15 protein-coding genes are annotated in these 20,923 nt (G+C 46.8%); 10 read left to right on the top strand and 5 right to left on the bottom strand.

Going from position 1 to position 20,923, the window contains the following annotated elements; genetic code table 11:
* Position 1 precedes the first annotated feature (1 nt).
* The 10 genes from ACGHVY_RS18340 to rodA all read left to right on the top strand — a co-directional run bounded on the left by ACGHVY_RS18340 (position 2) and on the right by rodA (position 15,123).
* Positions 2–2,344, top strand: coding sequence for a BamA/TamA family outer membrane protein (locus ACGHVY_RS18340; RefSeq protein WP_390600531.1), 2,343 nt, complete (start codon positions 2–4; stop codon positions 2,342–2,344).
* 277 nt (positions 2,345–2,621) lie between these two features.
* Positions 2,622–3,533: an NDP-sugar synthase gene (locus ACGHVY_RS18345; RefSeq protein WP_390600533.1), complete on the top strand. Its 912-nt coding sequence runs from the start codon at positions 2,622–2,624 to the stop codon at positions 3,531–3,533.
* Positions 3,534–3,674: 141 nt separating this feature from the next.
* Positions 3,675–5,633: an ABC-F family ATP-binding cassette domain-containing protein gene (locus ACGHVY_RS18350; protein WP_308747017.1), complete on the top strand. Its 1,959-nt coding sequence runs from the start codon at positions 3,675–3,677 to the stop codon at positions 5,631–5,633.
* A 90-nt stretch (positions 5,634–5,723) separates the two neighbouring features.
* Positions 5,724–7,760, top strand: a complete 2,037-nt coding sequence (locus ACGHVY_RS18355; protein WP_390600974.1) for a M13 family metallopeptidase — start codon at positions 5,724–5,726, stop codon at positions 7,758–7,760.
* Positions 7,761–7,910: 150 nt separating this feature from the next.
* The gene (gene purH / locus ACGHVY_RS18360) at positions 7,911–9,434 is read left to right on the top strand and encodes a bifunctional phosphoribosylaminoimidazolecarboxamide formyltransferase/IMP cyclohydrolase (protein ID WP_308747016.1); all 1,524 of its coding nucleotides are present in this window, start codon (positions 7,911–7,913) and stop codon (positions 9,432–9,434) included.
* Between the two features lie 16 nt (positions 9,435–9,450).
* Positions 9,451–10,473, top strand: a complete 1,023-nt coding sequence (locus ACGHVY_RS18365) for a rod shape-determining protein (RefSeq protein WP_022138790.1) — start codon at positions 9,451–9,453, stop codon at positions 10,471–10,473.
* A 7-nt stretch (positions 10,474–10,480) separates the two neighbouring features.
* Positions 10,481–11,326 carry a rod shape-determining protein MreC gene (gene mreC, locus ACGHVY_RS18370; protein WP_308747015.1) on the top strand — a complete coding sequence of 282 codons (846 nt, stop codon included), beginning with the start codon at positions 10,481–10,483 and terminating at the stop codon, positions 11,324–11,326.
* Positions 11,323–11,820: a rod shape-determining protein MreD gene (gene mreD, locus ACGHVY_RS18375; RefSeq protein WP_308747014.1), complete on the top strand. Its 498-nt coding sequence runs from the start codon at positions 11,323–11,325 to the stop codon at positions 11,818–11,820. The genes mreC and mreD overlap by 4 nt, the downstream gene beginning before the upstream one ends.
* A 2-nt stretch (positions 11,821–11,822) precedes the next feature.
* Positions 11,823–13,685: a penicillin-binding protein 2 gene (gene mrdA / locus ACGHVY_RS18380; protein ID WP_308747013.1), complete on the top strand. Its 1,863-nt coding sequence runs from the start codon at positions 11,823–11,825 to the stop codon at positions 13,683–13,685.
* Entirely contained in the window at positions 13,666–15,123 is a 1,458-nt protein-coding gene (gene rodA, locus ACGHVY_RS18385) for a rod shape-determining protein RodA (RefSeq protein ID WP_308747012.1), read from the top strand. Before mrdA ends, rodA begins: the two co-directional genes overlap by 20 nt.
* A gap of 11 nt (positions 15,124–15,134) precedes the next feature.
* Here rodA and gldH read toward each other — a convergent pair whose 3' ends face one another.
* The 5 genes from gldH to ACGHVY_RS18410 form a co-directional block, all read right to left on the bottom strand.
* A complete protein-coding gene (gldH, locus tag ACGHVY_RS18390; protein ID WP_390600539.1) occupies positions 15,135–15,629 on the bottom strand; it encodes a gliding motility lipoprotein GldH in 495 nt (164 codons plus the stop codon).
* On the bottom strand, positions 15,607–17,109 hold the full coding sequence (gene ricT, locus ACGHVY_RS18395) for a regulatory iron-sulfur-containing complex subunit RicT (RefSeq protein WP_390600541.1): 1,503 nt from the start codon (positions 17,107–17,109) through the stop codon (positions 15,607–15,609). Before ricT ends, gldH begins: the two co-directional genes overlap by 23 nt.
* 14 nt (positions 17,110–17,123) lie before the next feature.
* The gene (locus ACGHVY_RS18400) at positions 17,124–18,251 is read right to left on the bottom strand and encodes a DNA polymerase III subunit delta (protein ID WP_308747009.1); all 1,128 of its coding nucleotides are present in this window, start codon (positions 18,249–18,251) and stop codon (positions 17,124–17,126) included.
* A gap of 1 nt (position 18,252) precedes the next feature.
* Positions 18,253–19,206 (bottom strand): methylenetetrahydrofolate reductase [NAD(P)H], encoded by a 954-nt coding sequence (gene metF / locus ACGHVY_RS18405; RefSeq protein ID WP_308747008.1) that lies wholly within the window; start codon positions 19,204–19,206, stop codon positions 18,253–18,255.
* A 188-nt stretch (positions 19,207–19,394) separates the two neighbouring features.
* Positions 19,395–19,907, bottom strand: coding sequence for a ferritin-like domain-containing protein (locus ACGHVY_RS18410; RefSeq protein WP_390600545.1), 513 nt, complete (start codon positions 19,905–19,907; stop codon positions 19,395–19,397).
* Positions 19,908–20,923 lie beyond the last annotated feature (1,016 nt).

A 20,923-nucleotide genomic window follows, 5' to 3' on the forward strand; every position in this document is an offset into this window, starting at 1 on the left:
AATGAAAGAGATACGTATTAATATATTGGCTTGTTGTCTGATAAGTGTAGTGTTATTGTCGGCTTGTTCGGTGACGAAACATCTTCCCGAAGGGGAAGTGCTTTATACCGGAAGCAAGACTGTTGTTTTGAATAAATCGACAACACCGGTAGGGGAGACGGCTTTGACCGAAATCGCCGCCGCTCTTGATAAAACGCCCAGTACGAAGATGTTTGGCGGAATCCTGCCTATACCTTTTAAGATGTGGATGTACAATGACTTTGTGAAATATAAGAAAGGATTCGGCAAGTGGATGTTCAACCGTTTTGCCGCCAACCCGCCTGTGTTTATTTCTACGGTCAATCCGGAAGTACGTGTGAAGGTGACTACCAACTTGCTTCGTGATTATGGCTATTTCAACGGAAAGGTAGCCTACGAAACGGTAGTTGACAAGAAAGACAGTCTGAAAGCGAGCGTTGTCTACACGGTGGATATGAAGAATCCTTATTTTATTGATACGGTGTATTATCAGCGTTTCACTCCCCAGACTCTGCGGATTATGGAACGCGGACGGCGGATGTCTTATATCAGTCCGGGAGAACAGTTCAGCGTAGTCGATTTGGACGAAGAGCGTACCCGCATCAGTACATTGCTGCGCAACCGGGGATATTTTTATTTCCGTCCCGACTATATGACTTATCAGGCGGATACGACACTGGTTCCCGGCGGGCATATCAGCCTTCGCCTGATTCCCGTTCCGGGATTGCCTGCTGCGGCGCAGCGTCCTTATTACGTAGGCGATGCGTCTGTCTATCTGTTCGGAAAGAACGGGGAGACCCCCAATGACAGTATGATGTACAAGAACCTGAATATCCACTATTACAAGAAATTGCAGGTTCGCCCCAATATGTTGTATCGTTGGCTGAATTATCAGCAGTTTGTACGGAATACGCAGATGCGTGCTTCCAACCGTACCCGTCTTTACAGCCAGTATCGCCAGGAACAGGTGCAGGAGAAGCTCAGCCAGTTGGGGATATTCAGCTATATGGATATACAATACGCCCCAAAAGATACGACAGCCGCCTGTGACACATTGGGCATCACGATGCAGGCGACTTTCGCCAAACCCTTGGATGCCGAACTGGAACTGAACGTAGTAACCAAAAGTAACGACCAGACCGGTCCCGGTGCCTCATTCGGCGTTACCCGCAATAATGTGTTCGGCGGTGGCGAAAGTTGGAACGTAAAACTGAAAGGCTCTTACGAATGGCAGACCGGCGGCGGAGAGAAAAGCTCGTTGATGAACAGTTGGGAAATGGGAATATCCACTTCTCTGACTTTCCCGAGAGTCGTCTTCCCGCGTTGGGGAAAAATGGAATTTGACTTCCCCGCTACGACTACTTTCCGTCTGTATATCGACCAACTGAACCGGGCCAGATACTACAAACTGTTATCCTTCGGCGGCAACGCAACCTACGATTTCCAGCCGACACGTACCAGCCGCCACAGCATCACGCCCTTCAAACTGACATTCAACGTCCTGCAACATCAGTCGGAAGAGTTTAAGGAGATTGCTGCCGACAATCCTGCACTATATGTCAGCCTGGACAATCAGTTCATCCCGGCCATGGAGTATACCTATACGTATGATAACGCATCTGCACGTAGAGTGAAGAATCCTATCTGGTGGCAATCCACCGTAACCTCTGCCGGAAACGTGACCGCCACCATTTACCGTGCTTTCGGCCGACCCTATAACGAGGAAGGTAAGAAACTCCTGGGCGCCCCGTTCTCCCAGTTTATGAAATTCAACACGGAATTCCGCCATCTGTGGAACATGGACAAGAACAACAAAATCGCTTCCCGCGTAGCATTAGGCGCTCTTTTCGCATACGGCAACGCTACAATTGCCCCATACAGCGAACAATTCTACGTCGGCGGCGCCAACAGCATCCGTGCCTTTACAGTACGCAGCATCGGTCCCGGTGGCTATCACCCGAAAGACAGCAAATATTCCTACCTCGACCAAACAGGTACATTCCGCTTCGAAGCAAACGTCGAATATCGTTTCCGCATCTTCAAGAGCATCTGGGGAGCTACCTTCCTCGATGCCGGCAACGTCTGGCTGATGCGCAAGGACGAAGCCCGTCCCGACTCGCAACTCCGCCTGAAAACTTTCCCGAAACAAATAGCTTTGGGTACAGGTCTCGGCGTTCGTTACGATATGGATATCCTCGTCTTCCGTCTCGACTTCGGTATTCCTTTGCATCTGCCGTATGACACGGAACGAAGCGGCTATTACAATGTCACCGGAGCTTTCTTCAAGAACCTAGGAATACATTTTGCTATCGGCTATCCCTTCTAATGGACTGCATAGACTAACATGCCGAAAGGTTCTCCGACCTACTTTTTTCTCCGTTAAGCGAACACCCGTAACGAAGCGTCAAAAAGGGCAGACTGTTTGAGCGTAGCGAGTTTCTGCCCTTTAGCGTAGTGAAGGGTGTGAGTAGGAGAAAAAAGTCAGTCTTGAATTTTTCTTTGTTTCTTTCTTTTGTTTCAAGACAAAAGAAAGAAAGTTTTTGTACATTTGCACCGAAATCTGATGCCACTGACATCACTAACCTTTTAATATTACACAATTTATGAAACCAACTTTATTCTTATTGGCAGCCGGTATGGGCAGCCGTTATGGAGGCTTGAAGCAATTGGACGGTCTGGGTCCTAATGGCGAAACTATTATGGATTATTCCATCTATGATGCCATCAATGCCGGATTTGGTAAGCTTGTATTTGTAATCCGCAAAGATTTTGAACAAGATTTCCGTGATAAAATTATTTCCAAATATGAAGGTCACATTCCTTGCGAGCTGGTATTCCAGTCTATCGACGACCTTCCGGAAGGCTTCACTTGCCCGGCAGACCGTACCAAACCCTGGGGTACTAACCATGCAGTAATGATGGGTGCCGATGTGATTAAGGAACCGTTCGCAGTAATCAACTGCGATGACTTCTACGGTCGTGACTCATTCCAGGTAATGGGTAAATTCCTTTCTGCACTTCCTGCTGATTCCAAGAATATTTATTCAATGGTAGGTTTCCGTGTCGGAAATACATTAAGTGAAAGCGGAACAGTATCTCGCGGTATCTGTAGTACAGATGCTAAGGGGCTGCTGACATCTGTTGTAGAACGTACAAAGATCCAACGTATGGACGGTGAAGTGAAGTACATCGACGATAATGGCGAATGGACTGCTACTCCTGACACTACTCCGGTTAGCATGAACTTCTGGGGCTTCACTCCTGATTACTTCGCTTACAGCCAAGAGTTCTTCAAGACTTTCCTGAGCGATCCGAAGAATATGGAGAACCTGAAGAGCGAATTCTTCATCCCATTGATGGTGGATAAATTGATTAATGACGGAACTGCAACAGTTGAAGTTCTCGATACTACCAGCAAATGGTTCGGCGTTACTTATCCGGAAGACCGTCAGAGCGTAGTAGACAAGATTCAGGCATTGGTTGATGCCGGTGAATACCCTGCTAAGTTGTTCTAAAGAAACACCATTGGTTGAAATAGGGAGCAGTCATTCTTGTGGATGACTGCTTTTTTGTTTTTCATAACGTATAATACTGCCCTGTATCCAATAAATATTCATTATCTTTGCAGTCCAAAACCGTATAAATCAGAGACAGAAGTGATTTCAGTAGAAGGATTATCAGTAGAATTTAATGCGACGCCGCTTTTTGAGGACGTCAGCTATGTCATAAATAAAAAAGACCGTATTGCGCTGGTCGGCAAGAACGGCGCGGGCAAATCTACCATGCTTAAAATATTGGCGGGTTTGCAGTCGCCGACACATGGGGTGGTAGCTACTCCGAAAGACGTTACTATCGGATATTTGCCGCAGGTGATGATTCTTTCCGACAGCCGGACAGTGATGGGAGAGGCGGAACTGGCGTTTGAGCATATATTTGAGCTTCAGGCAAAGCTGGACAGAATGAACCGGGAACTGGCCGAACGGACAGATTACGAATCAGAGGAATACCACCAGTTAATCGACCGTTTCACTCACGAGAACGACCGCTATCTGATGATGGGCGGCACAAACTATCAGGCGGAAATCGAACGGACACTGCTCGGGCTGGGATTCAGCCGGGAAGACTTTGAACGTCCTACTTCGGAATTTTCCGGCGGATGGCGTATGCGTATTGAGTTGGCGAAACTGCTCCTTCGTCGTCCTGACGTGCTTCTGCTCGACGAGCCGACCAACCATCTTGATATTGAAAGTATCCAATGGTTGGAAAACTTCCTGGCGACCCGTGCCAATGCCGTCGTATTGGTCAGCCATGACCGTGCTTTCCTTAATAACGTGACTACCCGTACCATTGAGATTACCTGTGGGCAGATTTATGACTATAAGGTGAAATACGACGAGTTTGTCGTTCTGCGCAAGGAGCGCCGTGAACAGCAACTTCGTGCCTATGAAAACCAGCAGAAACAGATACAGGATACGGAAGACTTCATCGAACGTTTCCGCTATAAGGCTACCAAAGCCGTGCAGGTACAAAGCCGTATCAAACAACTGGAAAAGATAGACCGCATCGAAGTGGACGAGGAAGACAACTCTGCATTGCGTCTGAAATTCCCGCCTGCCAGCCGTAGCGGGAGCTATCCGGTAATCTGTGAAGACGTGCGCAAGGCATATGGAAACCATGTCGTTTTCCATGATGTGAATCTGACTATTAACAGGGGTGAAAAAGTCGCATTTGTCGGCAAGAACGGTGAAGGTAAGTCTACATTGGTGAAATGTATCATGGGTGAGATTGACTTCGACGGTAAACTCACTATCGGTCACAATGTCCAAATCGGTTATTTTGCACAGAACCAGGCGCAGATGCTCGATGAAAACTTGACTGTATTCGACACCATCGACCGCGTAGCTACGGGGGATATCCGTTTGAAGATACGGGATATACTGGGAGCTTTCATGTTTGGCGGCGAAGCCTCGGACAAAAAAGTGAAAGTCCTCTCCGGTGGTGAACGTACCCGCCTGGCGATGATTAAGTTACTTCTCGAACCTGTCAACTTCCTGATTCTCGACGAGCCGACCAACCATTTGGATATGCGCTCGAAAGATGTATTGAAGGAAGCCATCCGCGAATTTGACGGAACAGTGATTCTTGTCAGTCACGACCGTGATTTTTTGGACGGGCTTGCGACTAAAGTATATGAGTTCGGTGGTGGAGTAGTGAAAGAACACCTCAGCGGTATTTATGAATTTCTGCAAAAGAAAAAGATAGACAGCTTGAACGAACTTCAGAAAGGCGCGGGCTTGTCGGCTTCTCCTACGGCATCTGCCAAAGGAAACAATGAACAGGAAGCGGCACAACCCTCAGAGAATAAACTTTCTTATGAAGCTCAGAAAGAACTGAACAAGAAAGTGAAGAAGCTCGAGCGTCAGGTGGCGGATTGCGAAGCCTCGATAGAGGAAACCGAATCGGCTATCGCCATTGTCGAAGAGAAGATGGCAACCCCCGAAGGGGCGTCGGACATGAAACTGTATGAACAGCATCAGAAGTTGAAACAGCAGTTGGACTCCATCGTTGAAGAGTGGGAGCGTGTTTCGATGGAGCTGGAGGAAGTGAAAGGCTAGAACAAAACAACGGGTGTCAGACGTTATATATGACAGACTTGTGACTTTGACACCAAATAGCATGATAATTCTATAATATATTATATGAGTATGAAAGTAACCAAGTATTTACCAATTCTTGCCGTATGCCTTATGACAACAGGATGTAACAGTAAGAAAGAGGCCGTACTGACGTCCGGTATCGACCTTGCCAATCTGGATACCACGGCTATGCCGGGTACAAGTTTTTATCAGTACGCTTGTGGCGGTTGGGTGAAAGACCATCCGTTGACAGACGAATATTCCCGTTTCGGAACATTTGATATGTTGCGCGAAAACAGTCGTGAGCAACTGAAAGCCCTGATTGCGGAACTGGCTGCGAAGACGGACAATGCTCCGGGCAGTGCCGCTCAGAAAGTGGGCGACCTTTACAACATCGCGATGGACAGCGTGAAGCTGAACCAGGAAGGTGTAGCTCCGATTAAAGCCGAGCTGGAAGCTATCGACGCGCTCAAAGATAAAAATGAAATCTACGCATACATTGCCGAAAGCCAGAAGAAAGGCATCCGCCCTTACTTCACCATGTTCGTAAGCGCAGATGATATGAACAGCTCCATGAATATGGTGCAGACCTACCAGGGCGGTATCGGAATGGGACAGCGCGACTATTACCTGGAAGATGACGAGCAGACTAAAAACATCCGCGACAAATACCAGGAACATATTGCCAAGATGTTCCGGTTGGCAGGTTACGATGAAGCTATCGCACAAAAAGCGGTAAAAGCCGTAATGAACATCGAAACCCGTCTGGCTAAAGCATCCCGTTCACAGGTGGAACTGCGTGACCCTCATGCCAACTATAACAAGATGGATATGGAAACGCTGAAAAAGAACTTCCCGACTTTCGACTGGGATACTTATTTCACTATCTCAGGACTGAAAGACCTGAAAGAAGTGAACATAGGTCAGCCTGACGCCATGAAGGAAGTGGCCGATATCATCAATACCGTATCTTTGGATGATCAGAAACTGTATCTGCAATGGGGATTGATAGATGCTGCCGCTTCTTACCTGAGCGATGATTTTGAAGCTCAGAACTTCGATTTCTATAGCCGTACCATGTCCGGCAAGAAAGAGATGCAACCGCGTTGGAAACGCTCTGTCAGCACAGTAGACGGAGTCCTTGGCGAAGTAGTAGGACAGATGTATGTAGAAAAATACTTCCCCGCTGCTGCCAAAGAACGCATGGTTACATTGGTGAAGAACTTGCAGACCTCTTTGGGCGAACGCATCAAAGGACTGGAATGGATGAGCGAACCGACCAAAGAGAAAGCTTTGGAAAAACTGGCTACTTTCCATGTAAAAATAGGTTACCCTGATAAGTGGAAAGATTACTCGGCATTGGAGATTAAAAACGATTCTTACTGGGCAAACATTGAACGTGCCAACCAATGGGATTACAACGAAATGATTGCCAAAGCCGGCAAGCCGGTAGACAAGGACGAATGGCTGATGACACCTCAGACTGTCAACGCATATTATAACCCGACTACCAACGAAATCTGCTTCCCTGCCGCCATTCTGCAACCTCCGTTCTTCGATATGAATGCTGATGATGCCATGAATTACGGCGCTATCGGAGTCGTTATCGGACATGAGATGACTCACGGATTCGACGACCAGGGACGTCAATATGACAAAGACGGAAACCTGAAAGACTGGTGGACGGAAGAAGATGCTAAAAAGTTCGAAGAACGTGCTCAGGTAATGGTGAACTTCTTTGACAGTATCGAAGTTGCTCCGGGCGTACAGGCTAACGGTCAGTTGACTTTGGGAGAAAACATTGCCGACCACGGCGGTCTGCAAGTTTCCTACCAGGCTTTCAAGAACGCAACAGCCGGCGCACCGCTCGAAACAGTTGACGGATTTACCCCCGAACAACGTTTCTTCCTCGCTTACGCTAACGTATGGGCAGGAAATATCCGTCCGGAAGAAATTCTCCGATTGACCAAGCTCGATCCTCACTCATTAGGCAAATGGCGTGTGGACGGTGCACTTCCTCAAATCGGAACATGGTACGAAGCATTCAACATTACCGAGCAAGACCCGATGTTCGTTCCTAAAGACAAACGTGTGTCTATCTGGTAATAGTTTTTGAATAGAAGCCAGCTTTGCGAAGAAGCGTTGATTTTTCATATAGAAGAGTCAACGCTTTTTTTTATTAAATCACACCTATTTATTACGTACGATAAACAATATTTCGTAACTTTGCGCATCAAATACTTAATAAGCAATTCAATGTCAGAGTCTAAAAGAATAAAAACTGCATTGGTATCTGTATACCACAAAGAAGGTTTGGATGAAATTATTACCAAACTTCATGAAGAAGGAGTAGAGTTTCTGTCAACAGGCGGGACTCGTCAGTTTATTGAATCATTGGGATATCCTTGTAAGGCGGTGGAAGATTTGACCACTTATCCTTCTATCCTCGGTGGTCGGGTAAAGACATTACATCCGAAAGTCTTCGGAGGTATCCTTTGCCGTCGCGGACTGGAACAGGATATGCAGCAGATTGAGAAATATGAAATACCCGAAATAGATTTGGTGATTGTCGACTTGTATCCGTTCGAAGCTACCGTAGCTTCCGGCGCGTCCGAAGCCGACATTATTGAGAAAATAGATATAGGCGGAATCTCTCTGATTCGTGCCGCAGCCAAGAATTACAACGATGTAATCATCGTAGCTTCCCAGGCTCAATACAAACCGTTGCTGGATATGTTGATGGAGCACGGCGCCACTTCTTCACTCGAAGAACGCCGCTGGATGGCAAAAGAAGCGTTCGCCGTTTCTTCCCACTACGATTCGGCCATCTTCAATTATTTCGATGCAGGCGAGGGTTCCGCTTTCCGCTGCTCGGCAAACAACCAGAAGCAACTCCGTTACGGTGAAAATCCGCATCAGAAAGGTTATTTTTACGGAAACCTGGAAGCTATGTTCGACCAGATTCACGGAAAAGAAATCTCTTACAACAACCTGCTCGACATCAACGCAGCCGTTGATTTGATCGACGAATTCGATGACCTCACTTTCGCTATCCTGAAGCATAACAATGCTTGCGGCCTGGCTTCACGCCCTACCGTACTGGATGCATGGAAAGAAGCATTGGCAGGTGACCCTGTTTCCGCTTTCGGTGGCGTGCTGATTACCAACGGCGTTATCGACAAGGAAGCAGCCGAAGAAATCAACAAGATTTTCTTCGAAGTGATTATCGCACCGGATTACGACGTGGATGCGCTCGAAATCCTGGGACAGAAAAAGAACCGCATCATCCTCGTCCGCAAGGAAGCCAAATTGCCGAAGAAGCAATTCCGCGCTCTGCTGAACGGTGTGCTGGTGCAGGATAAAGATACTAATATTGAAACGGTAGCCGACCTGAAAACCGTGACAGACAAAGCTCCTACTCCGGAAGAAGTGGAAGATATGTTGTTTGCCAACAAAATCGTGAAGAACAGTAAGTCCAACGCCATCGTACTGGCAAAAGGCAAGCAGCTTCTCGCAAGCGGTGTAGGTCAGACTTCACGTGTAGACGCATTGAAACAAGCAATCGAAAAAGCTAAATCATTCGGTTTCGACCTGAATGGCGCAGTGATGGCTTCGGATGCTTTCTTCCCGTTCCCCGACTGTGTGGAAATTGCGGATAAGGAAGGTATTACGGCTGTTATCCAACCGGGAGGTTCGGTAAAAGATGACCTGTCTTTTGCTTATTGCAACGAGCACGGTATGGCGATGGTGACTACCGGTATCCGTCATTTTAAACACTAAAAAATAAGAATTAAGAATGGGATTGTTTTCTTTTACACAAGAAATTGCGATGGACTTGGGTACAGCCAATACCATCATCATCACGAATGGAAAGATCGTGGTGGATGAGCCTTCGGTTGTTGCTCTGGACCGCCGTACTGATAAGATGATTGCCGTTGGGGAAAAAGCGAAGTTGATGCATGAAAAAACCCACGAAAACATACGCACCATCCGTCCGTTGAGAGACGGTGTAATTGCCGACTTCTATGCCTGCGAGCAGATGATGCGCGGTTTGATAAAGCGGGTGAACACCCGCAACCATTTATTTTCGCCCTCTCTCCGTATGGTAATCGGCGTTCCTTCGGGAAGTACGGAAGTCGAACTCCGTGCTGTCCGCGACTCTGCCGAGCATGCCGGCGGACGTGACGTCTACTTGATTTTCGAACCGATGGCTGCGGCAATCGGTATCGGTATCGATGTGGAAGCACCGGAAGGAAACATGATTGTGGATATAGGTGGCGGATCTACGGAAATTGCCGTTATCTCTTTGGGAGGTATCGTTTCCAACAACTCCATCCGTGTGGCCGGTGACGACCTGACCGAAGATATTCGCGAATACATGAGCCGTCAGCACAATGTGAAAGTCAGTGAGCGTATGGCGGAACGTATCAAGATAAACGTAGGTGCTGCCTTGACCGAACTGGGCGAAGGAGCTCCGGAAGATTATATTGTTCACGGTCCGAACCGTATTACAGCCCTTCCGATGGAAGTGCCTGTATGCTATCAGGAAGTGGCTCATTGTCTGGAGAAATCAATCTCGAAGATTGAAACAGCTATCCTGAGCGCATTGGAATGTACTCCGCCCGAACTCTACGCAGATATTGTGCACAATGGCATCTACCTTTCCGGTGGTGGCGCACTGCTCCGTGGACTGGACAAGCGGTTGACTGATAAGATCAATATTCCTTTCCACATTGCGGAAGATCCTTTGCACGCTGTTGCCAAAGGTACAGGAGTTGCATTGAAGAATGTAGACCGTTTCTCTTTCTTAATGAGATAAATCAGGGATGAGGAATTTAATAAACTTCCTTCTGAAATACAATTACTGGTTCCTCTTTATCATATTAGAGGTAGCCAGTTTTGTTTTGTTATTCCGGTTCAACCGTTATCAGCAGAGCACTTATTTTACTTCTGCCAATACGGTTGTGGGGGCGGTTTATGAAGTTTCGGGAGGAATTTCCTCTTATTTTCATCTGAAATCGGTCAATGAAGACCTGCTGGATCGCAATATGCTGCTTGAGCAGCAAATCACAAATCTGGAGAAAGCGCTGAAAGAACGTCAGGTCGATTCGGTGACTGTCAACAGTATCCGTCAAATGCCGCAGAATGATTACCAACTGTTCAAGGCGCACGTGATAAAGAACAGTCTGACCCTGCCCGACAACTACATTACACTCGACAAAGGTTCTTCTGCCGGTATCCGTCCTGAGATGGGAGTGGTGGACGGCAATGGGATTGTAGGTATTGTGTATGAAACATCTCCTTCTTATTCGGTCGTAATTTCTGTGTTGAACAGTAAGTCCAATATCAGTTGCAAGATAATAGGCAGCGATTATTTCGGCTATCTGAAATGGGAGCACGGGGATTCGCGTTACGCTTATTTGAAAGACCTGCCCCGCCATGCGGAATTCAATTTGGGAGATACCGTAGTGACCAGTGGTTTCTCAACTGTATTCCCGGAGGGTATCATGGTAGGTACGGTAGATGATATGTCCGACTCTAATGACGGGCTATCCTATCTGTTGAAAATCAAGCTGGCTACCGATTTCGGCAAGCTCAGTGATGTGCGTGTAGTAGCCCGCAACGGTCAGGAGGAACAGAAGAAACTTGAAAACAAGGCAACGAAACAATGATTATCACCTATATACATAGAATCGGATGGTTTATCGGCTTGGTACTTCTTCAGGTGCTTATCCTGAATAACGTACATATAGCAGGATACGCTACTCCTTTTCTCTATATTTACTTTATACTGAAGTTCAATTCCGGCACTTCGCGGAATGAACTGATGCTGTGGGCTTTCTTCTTCGGACTTACCATCGACGTATTTGCCGACACTCCGGGGATGAATGCGGCCGCCACCGTGCTGCTTGCTTTTCTCCGTCCTTCCCTGCTGCGTCTGTTCACCCCTCGCGACAATCTGGAAAGTTTCATTCCTTCCTTCAAGACCATAGGAATCACGCCTTTCCTGAAATATACTACTGCAAGTGTTTTCGTGCATAGTCTGGCACTACTCTCCATTGAGTTCTTCTCGTTTTCCGGCATTTGGCAGTTGTTGCTGCGGGTGCTGCTTTGCACCATTCTGACTGTAACTTGTATTGTGGCTGTTGAAGGTATAAGGAAGTAAAGATGGCAAAAGATTATAGATTAGAGAAACGCAAATTCGTTATCGGTGGTATCGCACTGTCCATTGTTCTGATTTATCTGATACGGCTTTTCGTATTGCAGATTACGACGGATGACTACAAGAAGAATGCCGACAGTAACGCTTTCCTGAACAAAATACAGTATCCCTCGCGCGGAGCTATTTACGACCGTACCGGCAAACTGTTGGTATTCAACCAGCCTGCCTATGACATTTCGATTGTTCCGAAAGAAGTGGAGAATCTGGATACGCTCGACCTGTGCCAGTCGTTGAATATCACCCGTGCTCAATTCCTGAAAATCATGAGCGACATGAAAGACCGTCGCCGCAATCCGGGGTATTCCCGCTACACCAACCAACTGTTTATGTCGCAGCTCTCGGCCGAAGAATGCGGTGTCTTTCAGGAAAAACTGTTCAAATTCCGCGGTTTCTATATCCAGCGGCGTACCATCCGCCAGTATTCCTACAATGCCGCCGCCCATGCTTTGGGTGACATCGGCGAGGTATCCGCCAAAGAAATGGAAGCGGACGAAGAAGGATATTACATCCGTGGCGACTATGTCGGCAAGTTGGGTGTAGAGAAATCATATGAAAAATACCTGCGTGGAGAAAAAGGAATTGAAATCCTGCTTCGTGATGCGCATGGCCGTATCCAGGGACATTATATGGACGGTGAATACGATCGTCCTTCCGTCCCCGGCAAGAACCTGACATTAAGTCTTGATATTGATTTGCAGATTTTGGGTGAGCGTTTGTTGAAGAATAAGATTGGAAGTATCGTTGCCATCGAACCGGAAACCGGAGAAATCCTCTGCCTGGTATCTTCTCCTAACTACGATCCGCATCTGATGATTGGCCGCCAGCGTGGTAAGAACCATCTGATGTTGCAGCGCGACAAGATGAAACCTCTGCTGAACCGTGCCTTGATGGGAGTCTACCCGCCGGGGTCTACCTTTAAGACCGCACAGGGCTTGACCTTCCTGCAAGAAGGCATCATCACCGAGCAAAGTCCTGCTTTCCCCTGTTCGCGCGGTTTCCATTACGGCAGGCTGACGGTAGGTTGCCATGCTCACGGAGCGCCGATTCCGTTGATACCCGCCATCGCTACATCGTGCAACTCCTATTTCTGCTGGGGGCTGTTCCGTATGTTCGGCGACCGTAAATACGGCTCACCGCAAAATGCCATTACCGTCTGGAAAGACCACATGGTTTCGCAGGGATTCGGCTACAAGCTGGGGGTCGATTTGCCGGGAGAGAAACGCGGACTAATCCCGAACGCGCAATTTTATGATAAAGCCTATCGCGGACATTGGAACGGGTTGACAGTAATCAGTATCTCTATCGGACAAGGGGAAATCTTGTCTACCCCTCTTCAGATAGCCAACTTGGGAGCGACAATTGCCAACAGGGGATATTTCGTCACACCGCATATCGTAAAGGAAATTCAAGACAACCAGATAGACAGTCTTTACCGTACTCCCCGCTATACCACTATTGAGAAGAGGCATTACGAATCGGTGGTGGAGGGTATGCGTGCTGCCGCCACGGGCGGTACTTGCCGGATGCTTTCCATGATGGTTCCGGATTTGGAAGCCTGTGGAAAAACGGGTACTGCACAGAACCGCGGTCACGACCATTCGGTGTTCATGGGCTTTGCGCCGATGGACAAGCCGAAGATAGCCATTGCCGTCTATGTAGAGAACGGCGGTTGGGGAGCTACCTACGGAGTGCCTTTCGGGGCGCTGATGATGGAGCAGTATTTGAAAGGCAAGCTCTCGCCGGAGAACGAGTTGAGGGCAGAAGAATTTAGTAACAGAGTGATATTGTATGGTAACGAGGAACGATAGTTTGTGGAAAACGTTGGATTGGGTAACGATTTGTATTTACCTGCTCCTGATTATCGGCGGATGGTTTAGTGTCTGCGGAGCCAGTTATGACTATGGCGAACGCGACTTTTTCGACTTTTCGACCCGTGCCGGCAAGCAGTTCGTCTGGATTATCTGTTCCTTCGGGCTAGGCTTTGTGTTGCTGATGCTGGAAGACCGGATGTATGATATGTTCGCGTACATTATATATATAGGGATGATTCTCTTGCTTATCGTCACTATTTTTATTGCACCGGACACGAAAGGTTCGCGTTCCTGGCTCGTCATGGGGCCTGTCAGCCTGCAACCCGCCGAATTTGCCAAATTTGCCACAGCCTTGGCGCTGGCGAAATATATGAATGCCTACTCATTCAGCATCAAGAAGGAAAAGTGTGCTCTGGTCCTGGGAGTGATTATTCTTCTCCCTATGTTATTGATTATCGGTCAGCGGGAGACAGGTTCTGCCTTGGTATATCTCGCCTTTTTCTTGGTGCTCTACCGGGAAGGAATGCCGGGAGTAGTGCTCTTTGCCGGAGTCTGTGCGGTAATCTACTTCGTAGTCGGCATCCGCTTTGACGAAGTGTTCATTGCCGATACTCCCACACCGTTGGGCGAATTTATCGTCTTACTTTTAATTCTTTTATTCGCCGGGGGCATGGTATGGGTGTATCGTAAGAAAGCGGTACCCACCCGCAATATCATTGGCGGAAGTCTGGGCGTATTATTGATTGCCTATCTGATATCAGAGTACTGGGTACATTTCAGCTTGGTTTGGGTACAATGGGGACTTTGTGCCGTCGCGGTAGGTTATCTCATTTATTTAGCATTGAGTGAGCGGCAGCGTACTTACTTCTTGATTGCCTTATTCACTCTCGGTTCTATCGGCTTCCTGTATTCCAGTAACTATGTATTTGACAATGTCCTGGAGCCGCATCAGCAAATCCGTATCAAAGTGGTATTGGGTTTGGAAGAAGACCTGACGGGTGCGGGATATAATGTGAACCAGTCCAAGATTGCCATCGGCTCCGGCGGGCTGACCGGAAAAGGTTTTCTGAACGGTACGCAAACCAAATTGAAGTATGTGCCCGAACAGGATACCGACTTCATCTTCTGTACGGTAGGAGAGGAGCAAGGCTTTGTCGGTTCGGCTGCCGTCCTGATAGCTTTCCTTATCCTGATTCTCCGGTTGATATTTTTGTCCGAACGACAACCCTCTACTTTCGGGCGGGTCTATGGATACTCAGTTGTCAGTATCTTCCTTTTCCATCTGTTTATTAATGTCGGTATGGTGTTGGGATTGACTCCGGTTATCGGTATTCCGTTGCCGTTCTTCAGCTACGGTGGCTCTTCCCTGTGGGGCTTTACGATATTGCTGTTTATCTTCCTGCGGCTGGATGCAGGGCGTGGCAGAAGGCTTTAGTCAAGATGAGATCAGTCTTGGCTTTTTGTGTGTTGTTTCTCTATCCGTATTCCTATGTCGTTCATTCCTGGCAATTTCTCATCCTTCATCCCGCTCATCACCTTAATGATATAATTGCCCGGACGGAGAGGTCGTACGGATTTGACGAATGTTTCCGCCTGATAAACGCTTCCCCATCCTTTCCCGATCCATCTGCCGGTAGAGTCGGCAAGGTTGACGGCAATCGTATCGGTATGCCATACCGTAGAATCCGGCATATTCTGAGAGATGAATAAATGCAAGTCATGATAGGGATAATCTGTCCTGTTGCGGACTTCTGTAAATAGTCGGAGAGTGGGGGGGATACTGTCAGTGACGGGAATAAGAAAAGAGAGTGTATCACTCTTTCCCCATCCTTCATTGGGAAGGGATTGGTAAGAGTGATACACTGTATTTTTGTCGTAACAGGCTGTTGCAAAACAAGCAGCGAGCAGACAAAATAAACTATTCTTGAGAAGGCTTTTCATTATTGGTCTGCGGTTTCTCCTGGTTCGGGTTTCTTTCCGGTCTTTCGGGTCTTTCTCCCTTTTCGGGACGTCCGGGTCTGGGACGACGTTCTTGTCCTTGAGGACGCTCCGGTCTTTCCTGATTCTGCGGTCTTTCCTGATTTTGTGGACGCTCCTGACCTTGTGGACGCTCCTGACGTCTGTTTTCGTTATTTCGTCCTTGATTTTGCCCCTTGTTCCGATTATTGTTGTTTCTCGGACGGTTCTCTCTTTCCCCTCTGTTACCGTTCTCTGACGGCTGCGGGCGGTTGTCATTCTCCCGTTGAGGTTGCTGCGGACGATTTCCACCCTCTGCCTGTTGCTGTGGGCGGTTATTGTTGTTATTATTTCCTTTCTTCTTCTTTTTATTCCGGTTGGCATTGTTGCCGCCGTCCTTGTTGTTCCGGCTGCGGTCGAAGCGGGTCACGCTTTCCTGTTCCAGCAAATCCACCGGTTTCTTCGGTTCCGGCTTTCTTTCTTCTTCGACCAGGCTGTCCGGTTTCATCCCTTTTCTGTTCATGGAGATAATTTCAAAAGCACGCTTGCCGCTGATTGTAACTAGGTTGGCAGGGAAGCTCTTATCTGTCGAATAAGAAATCTGATTACTCAGAATATCCGCTTTGAAGAAATAGAAAGTACCGTCCTTTGTTTCCAGTTCGATTTCTTTGGAAGGCAGACGTTTCTGAGCTTCCACATAGCAGTCCACTTCATAGTTCAGGCAGCATTTCAGCTTGGCGCACTGTCCGGCAAGTTTCTGCGGATTCAGGGAGATATCCTGATAACGGGCTGCACTGGTAGATACCGATACGAAACTCGTCATCCATGTGGCACAGCAAAGTTCGCGTCCGCAAGGACCGATACCGCCGATACGTCCCGCTTCCTGGCGCGCACCGATTTGCTTCATCTCAATACGTACACGGAACGCCTCTGCCAATACCTTAATCAGTTGGCGGAAGTCCACACGCTCATCCGCAATGTAGTAGAAGATAGCCTTGTTGCCGTCTCCCTGATATTCCACATCGCCGATTTTCATGTTCAGGTTCAAGCTCAGTGCAATCTGTCGCGCACGAATCATCGTAGCATGCTCCTTACCTTTGGCTTCGTTGAATTTCTCCATATCCACCGGTTTGGCTTTTCGGTAAATGCGTTTGATTTCCGTATCCGCCTTGAAGTTGGCTTTCTTCATTTGTAAGGGGACAAGTCTGCCCGTCAGCGTTACTACACCGATATCGTGGCCCGGTGCAGCTTCAACGGCAACAATATCTCCCTTTTCCAGTTTGATTTTGTTGCTGTTTCGGTAATATCCCTTTCGGGTATTCTTGAATTGCACTTCCACCATGTCACTCTCTTCCGCATTGCCCGGAATGTCTGCCAGCCAATCGTAGGTGTTCAGTTTTTTATCTTGTCGGGAGCATCCTTTGCAGCAAAGTCCGCCGCTCCCATTATGAAGTTTATATTCCATAGTTTATATATTTATTATTGCTTCAACAGTACAATCATCTTCAACGAGAAGTCGAAGAATACCATCTTGGCATTTACATTCTGTTCAATATGTAGTTGTGCTTCGCTCAGTTCGTCCATGATGCCTATCACGTTCCGTTCGTTGACAAAGGGCGCGAAGCGGGTTGCGAAATTCTGCTCGTTGATTGTCATATATGTCAGGTCGCGCTGATGCAGGTTGAAGATAAAATTCTCCCGTATCATGCGTTGGCAATATTCCAGGAAATTCTTCTGACGCTCACGTCCCATGCCTGCCACTTGCTCGCTCCACATTTTCATCTCTCTGATTTTCCGTTGGTAAGACAAACGCATCAGGCTGACAAACAAGTCGAAGAACAACTGGTTCTCTTCATTCAGATGAATCGTTTCGAGCGCTTTGATAAAATTCCCGTTTGCCAGGTGGGCAATGGAAGCACTGTCGGCAGGCAGGATATTATATTTGGTCTGTAATACCCGGTCGATGTCGGCTTCGTCAATCTTCCGCACGTTCATGCGCTGAGTACGGCTCAGGATAGTGGGCAGAATCATGTCCGGCGTTTCGGATACCAATAAGAAAACCGTTTTCTCAGGCGGTTCTTCAAGCAGTTTCAGCAGTTTGTTGGCGCACACCGGATGCATTTTCTCCGGCAACCATACAATCGTAATCTTAAATCCTCCTTCGCTGGATTTCAGGCTGAGCTTTTTCAGAATCTCGTCACTTTCTGTGGCGAAAATCTGTGCTTGCTTGTTCTCCGCTTCTATACCGTTCAACCAGTGGTTTAAGTTGAAGTAAGGGGCGGTCAGCAATTGCTCTCTCCATTGTGGGAGGAAGTCGGTGCAGACTGATACTTTGGGACTTTTCGCCTTATTCACGATAGGGAATACGAAGTGTACGTCGGGATGCACCAGTTTGTTGAACTTCACGCAGGACGGACACACTCCGCAAGCATCAGTCTCGCTCCGGTTGGCGCAACTGATATAACGTGCATAGGCAATTACCAGCGGAATTTTGCCGACTCCCTCCGGTCCGCAGATGAGCTGGGCGTGGGGAATACGCCCCTCATTCACTTCCTGGATAAGCCGTTGCTTGATTTCTTCTTGTCCGATTACGTCTCTGAAAAACATATCAATAAATGATTTTGGCTACTTCTTTGATACTGTCTACTGCCCCGATAGAGTAGAAATGAATACTAGGCACTCCATGAGCCATCAGCTCCTTGCATTGGGCTACGCACCATTCGATACCTACCTGTTCGGCCTCCGCGTCATTCTTGCATTTCATCGCTTCTTTGACCAGTTCTTCCGGCAAGTCCACTTTGAATGTCTTTGGAACCATGCTCAGTTGAGACAGTTTCTTGAACGGTTTGATTCCCGGAATGATAGGTATGTTGATGCCTGCCGCCTTGGCGCGCTCTACAAATTCAAAATATTTCCTGTTGTCGTAGAACAACTGTGTCACGGCATATTCCGCTCCGGCTTCTACTTTTTTCTTCAGCCAGTAAAGGTCAGTCTCGATGTTGGGGGCTTCTTCGTGTTTCTCCGGATAACAAGCCACCCCGTAAGAAAACGGAGTACTGCTGACTTTCATCTCCGAACCGTCCACAAAGATTCCTTTATTAAAGTTATTGATTTGTTCCTGCAACTCGATAGCATGATGGTATCCGTCGCCTTCGGGCGTAAATACCGATTCATGTTTCGCTTTGTCACCGCGCAGCACCAACAGTTCCGTGATATTCAGAAATTGCAGGTCGAGCAGCACATATTCGGTTTCTTCGCGTGTGAACCCGCTGCACAAAATATGCGGGACTACCGTAATATTGTACTTGTTCTGAATGGCAGCGGCCACGGCAACCGTTCCCGGACGCCTTCTCAAACGGTTTCTCTGAAACAATCCGTTGCCGAGATCTTTGTATACGTATTCGCTGCGATGAGTGGTGATATTGATATATTTCGGGTCAAATTCCCGAAGAGTATCGATTGTCTGATATAACTTTTCTATTCCTGTTCCTTTCAGCGGTGGAAGGATTTCGAAAGAAAAAGCGGTATTCTTGTTGCTATGTATTAAATCAATTACTTTCATTCTTATTCGCTAATGTTCGTTATCTACTTGGATTAAACGTGCATATTGGGACAAAAATACGAAAAAAGAAAGATTTCTTCTTGATTTACTCTAAAATAGTTTCGTTTTTATCGTACTATAATAGATAAAAGAGGGAATATCCCTTGCAGGATACCCCCTCTCTTACCTAATCATTATTATATTGGGATTTACTTGTCGAGGAATGATTTCTTCATTCTGGCAATGTCCGTCAGATAATCTTGTAAATCTTGTTCATGTTCTTCCTCTTCGGCAAGAATATGTTTGGCGATGTCACAAGTCGTAAAATCTTTCCCGTTGGTAAAGTCGGCAATTTCCTGATAGCGAATGATTGCGCAGCGTTCGGAAGCGACATTGTCTTTCAGCAGACTGACTGAATCGAATCCTTGCGGAGTGTCATATTTGCATCTCGCCAACTCGAACCATTGTTTAGGATCAAGTACGGGAACGCCTTCCAACTCGATGATACGGTTGGCAAGCAGTTGCGCATGCCTGCGCTCTTCTTCGGCATGTTCCTCAAATTCTCCCTGTACATCGGCACGCATGGCGCCTTCCACTACTAAGGCACCTACCCAATATTGATAGTATGCCAACCATTCTTCAGCTAATGCTGCGTTCAACTGTGCGATTAAACTTTCTACATCTAGTTTCCCTTGTAGGATTTTTACACTTTCTCTAGCCATAATTTTTATGTTTAGGTTAATATGTTTAAGTTGCCTATGTAACAGACGGGGGATATTATTGTTTCGTATCCTCTGCTGCTTTTAACAGAAAGAATACATTAAGGCAATGTCAGTCTTTCTTTTTTAAGGAATAATTTGCCGGATTCCATTATTTGTTCCAGTTAAGTTTTGTTGAGTTTTGCCCTCATACCCTCATAAATATCTTGAATCGCTTTGTTCATCGTTGTTTCCTCTATGGTAGCAGGTCGTTTTATCCCCCCTGATAGTAACTTTTACCCTCATACTGATTTTTTACTTTTAATAAGTAATATGCTTGTAATCAGTGTGATATGTGTTTTCTTGTGCTAAGTCTATATACTCTATGCCGGCTGCTTTTTGTGCCTGATTTGCTTCATATTGCCTCTAATCTTATGCCTGTTTCGGTTTCAAGTACCCGTTTTTCTTCTTTTTCTCCTATATATCATACGTAACTTCCTTATATATTATATGTCATTCTTTGTATGTTGTATGTCAATCCTTTGTTATCCTAATGTTTTCCCTTCATCATGTGTAGGGGCTCACAATTGTGGGCTTTTTTGTTCATATATGTGGTCGTATCTATCTACGGCTGTCAGCTTATTTGTTTACTGGAGTGAGCCCTTTCACATGACTAAGGGAAGATGTACAGATGGCTAAGGAAAGATGTCCGGACAATAGTGGGATGACATCTTGATGTCTGCTTTGTGTGTTCTGATTGATTTGTATGTGATTACTATATAAACCATGAGAATATGAGAAATACTTTTTTTTTAATCTTCTCGCGCGCATAACGCACGCACGTATACACGCACGTGAATATAATAAGGTGTCCCCTTGTTCCCTTTCCCGCCCCCGCCTTCTCGTATTCTAAAAAATATGTTCTACAACATCATTATTAATCAGCGAGTTAGCATAAATATGCAAAAATAATTAGAAAAAAGAGTGTGATATATTTGGAGTATATACTAAAAGGGAGTACTTTTGCACCCGCTTTCCAA

Origin of the sequence: Bacteroides sp. f07 (assembly GCF_042854785.1) — a bacterium.
Lineage (GTDB): Bacteria > Bacteroidota > Bacteroidia > Bacteroidales > Bacteroidaceae > Bacteroides.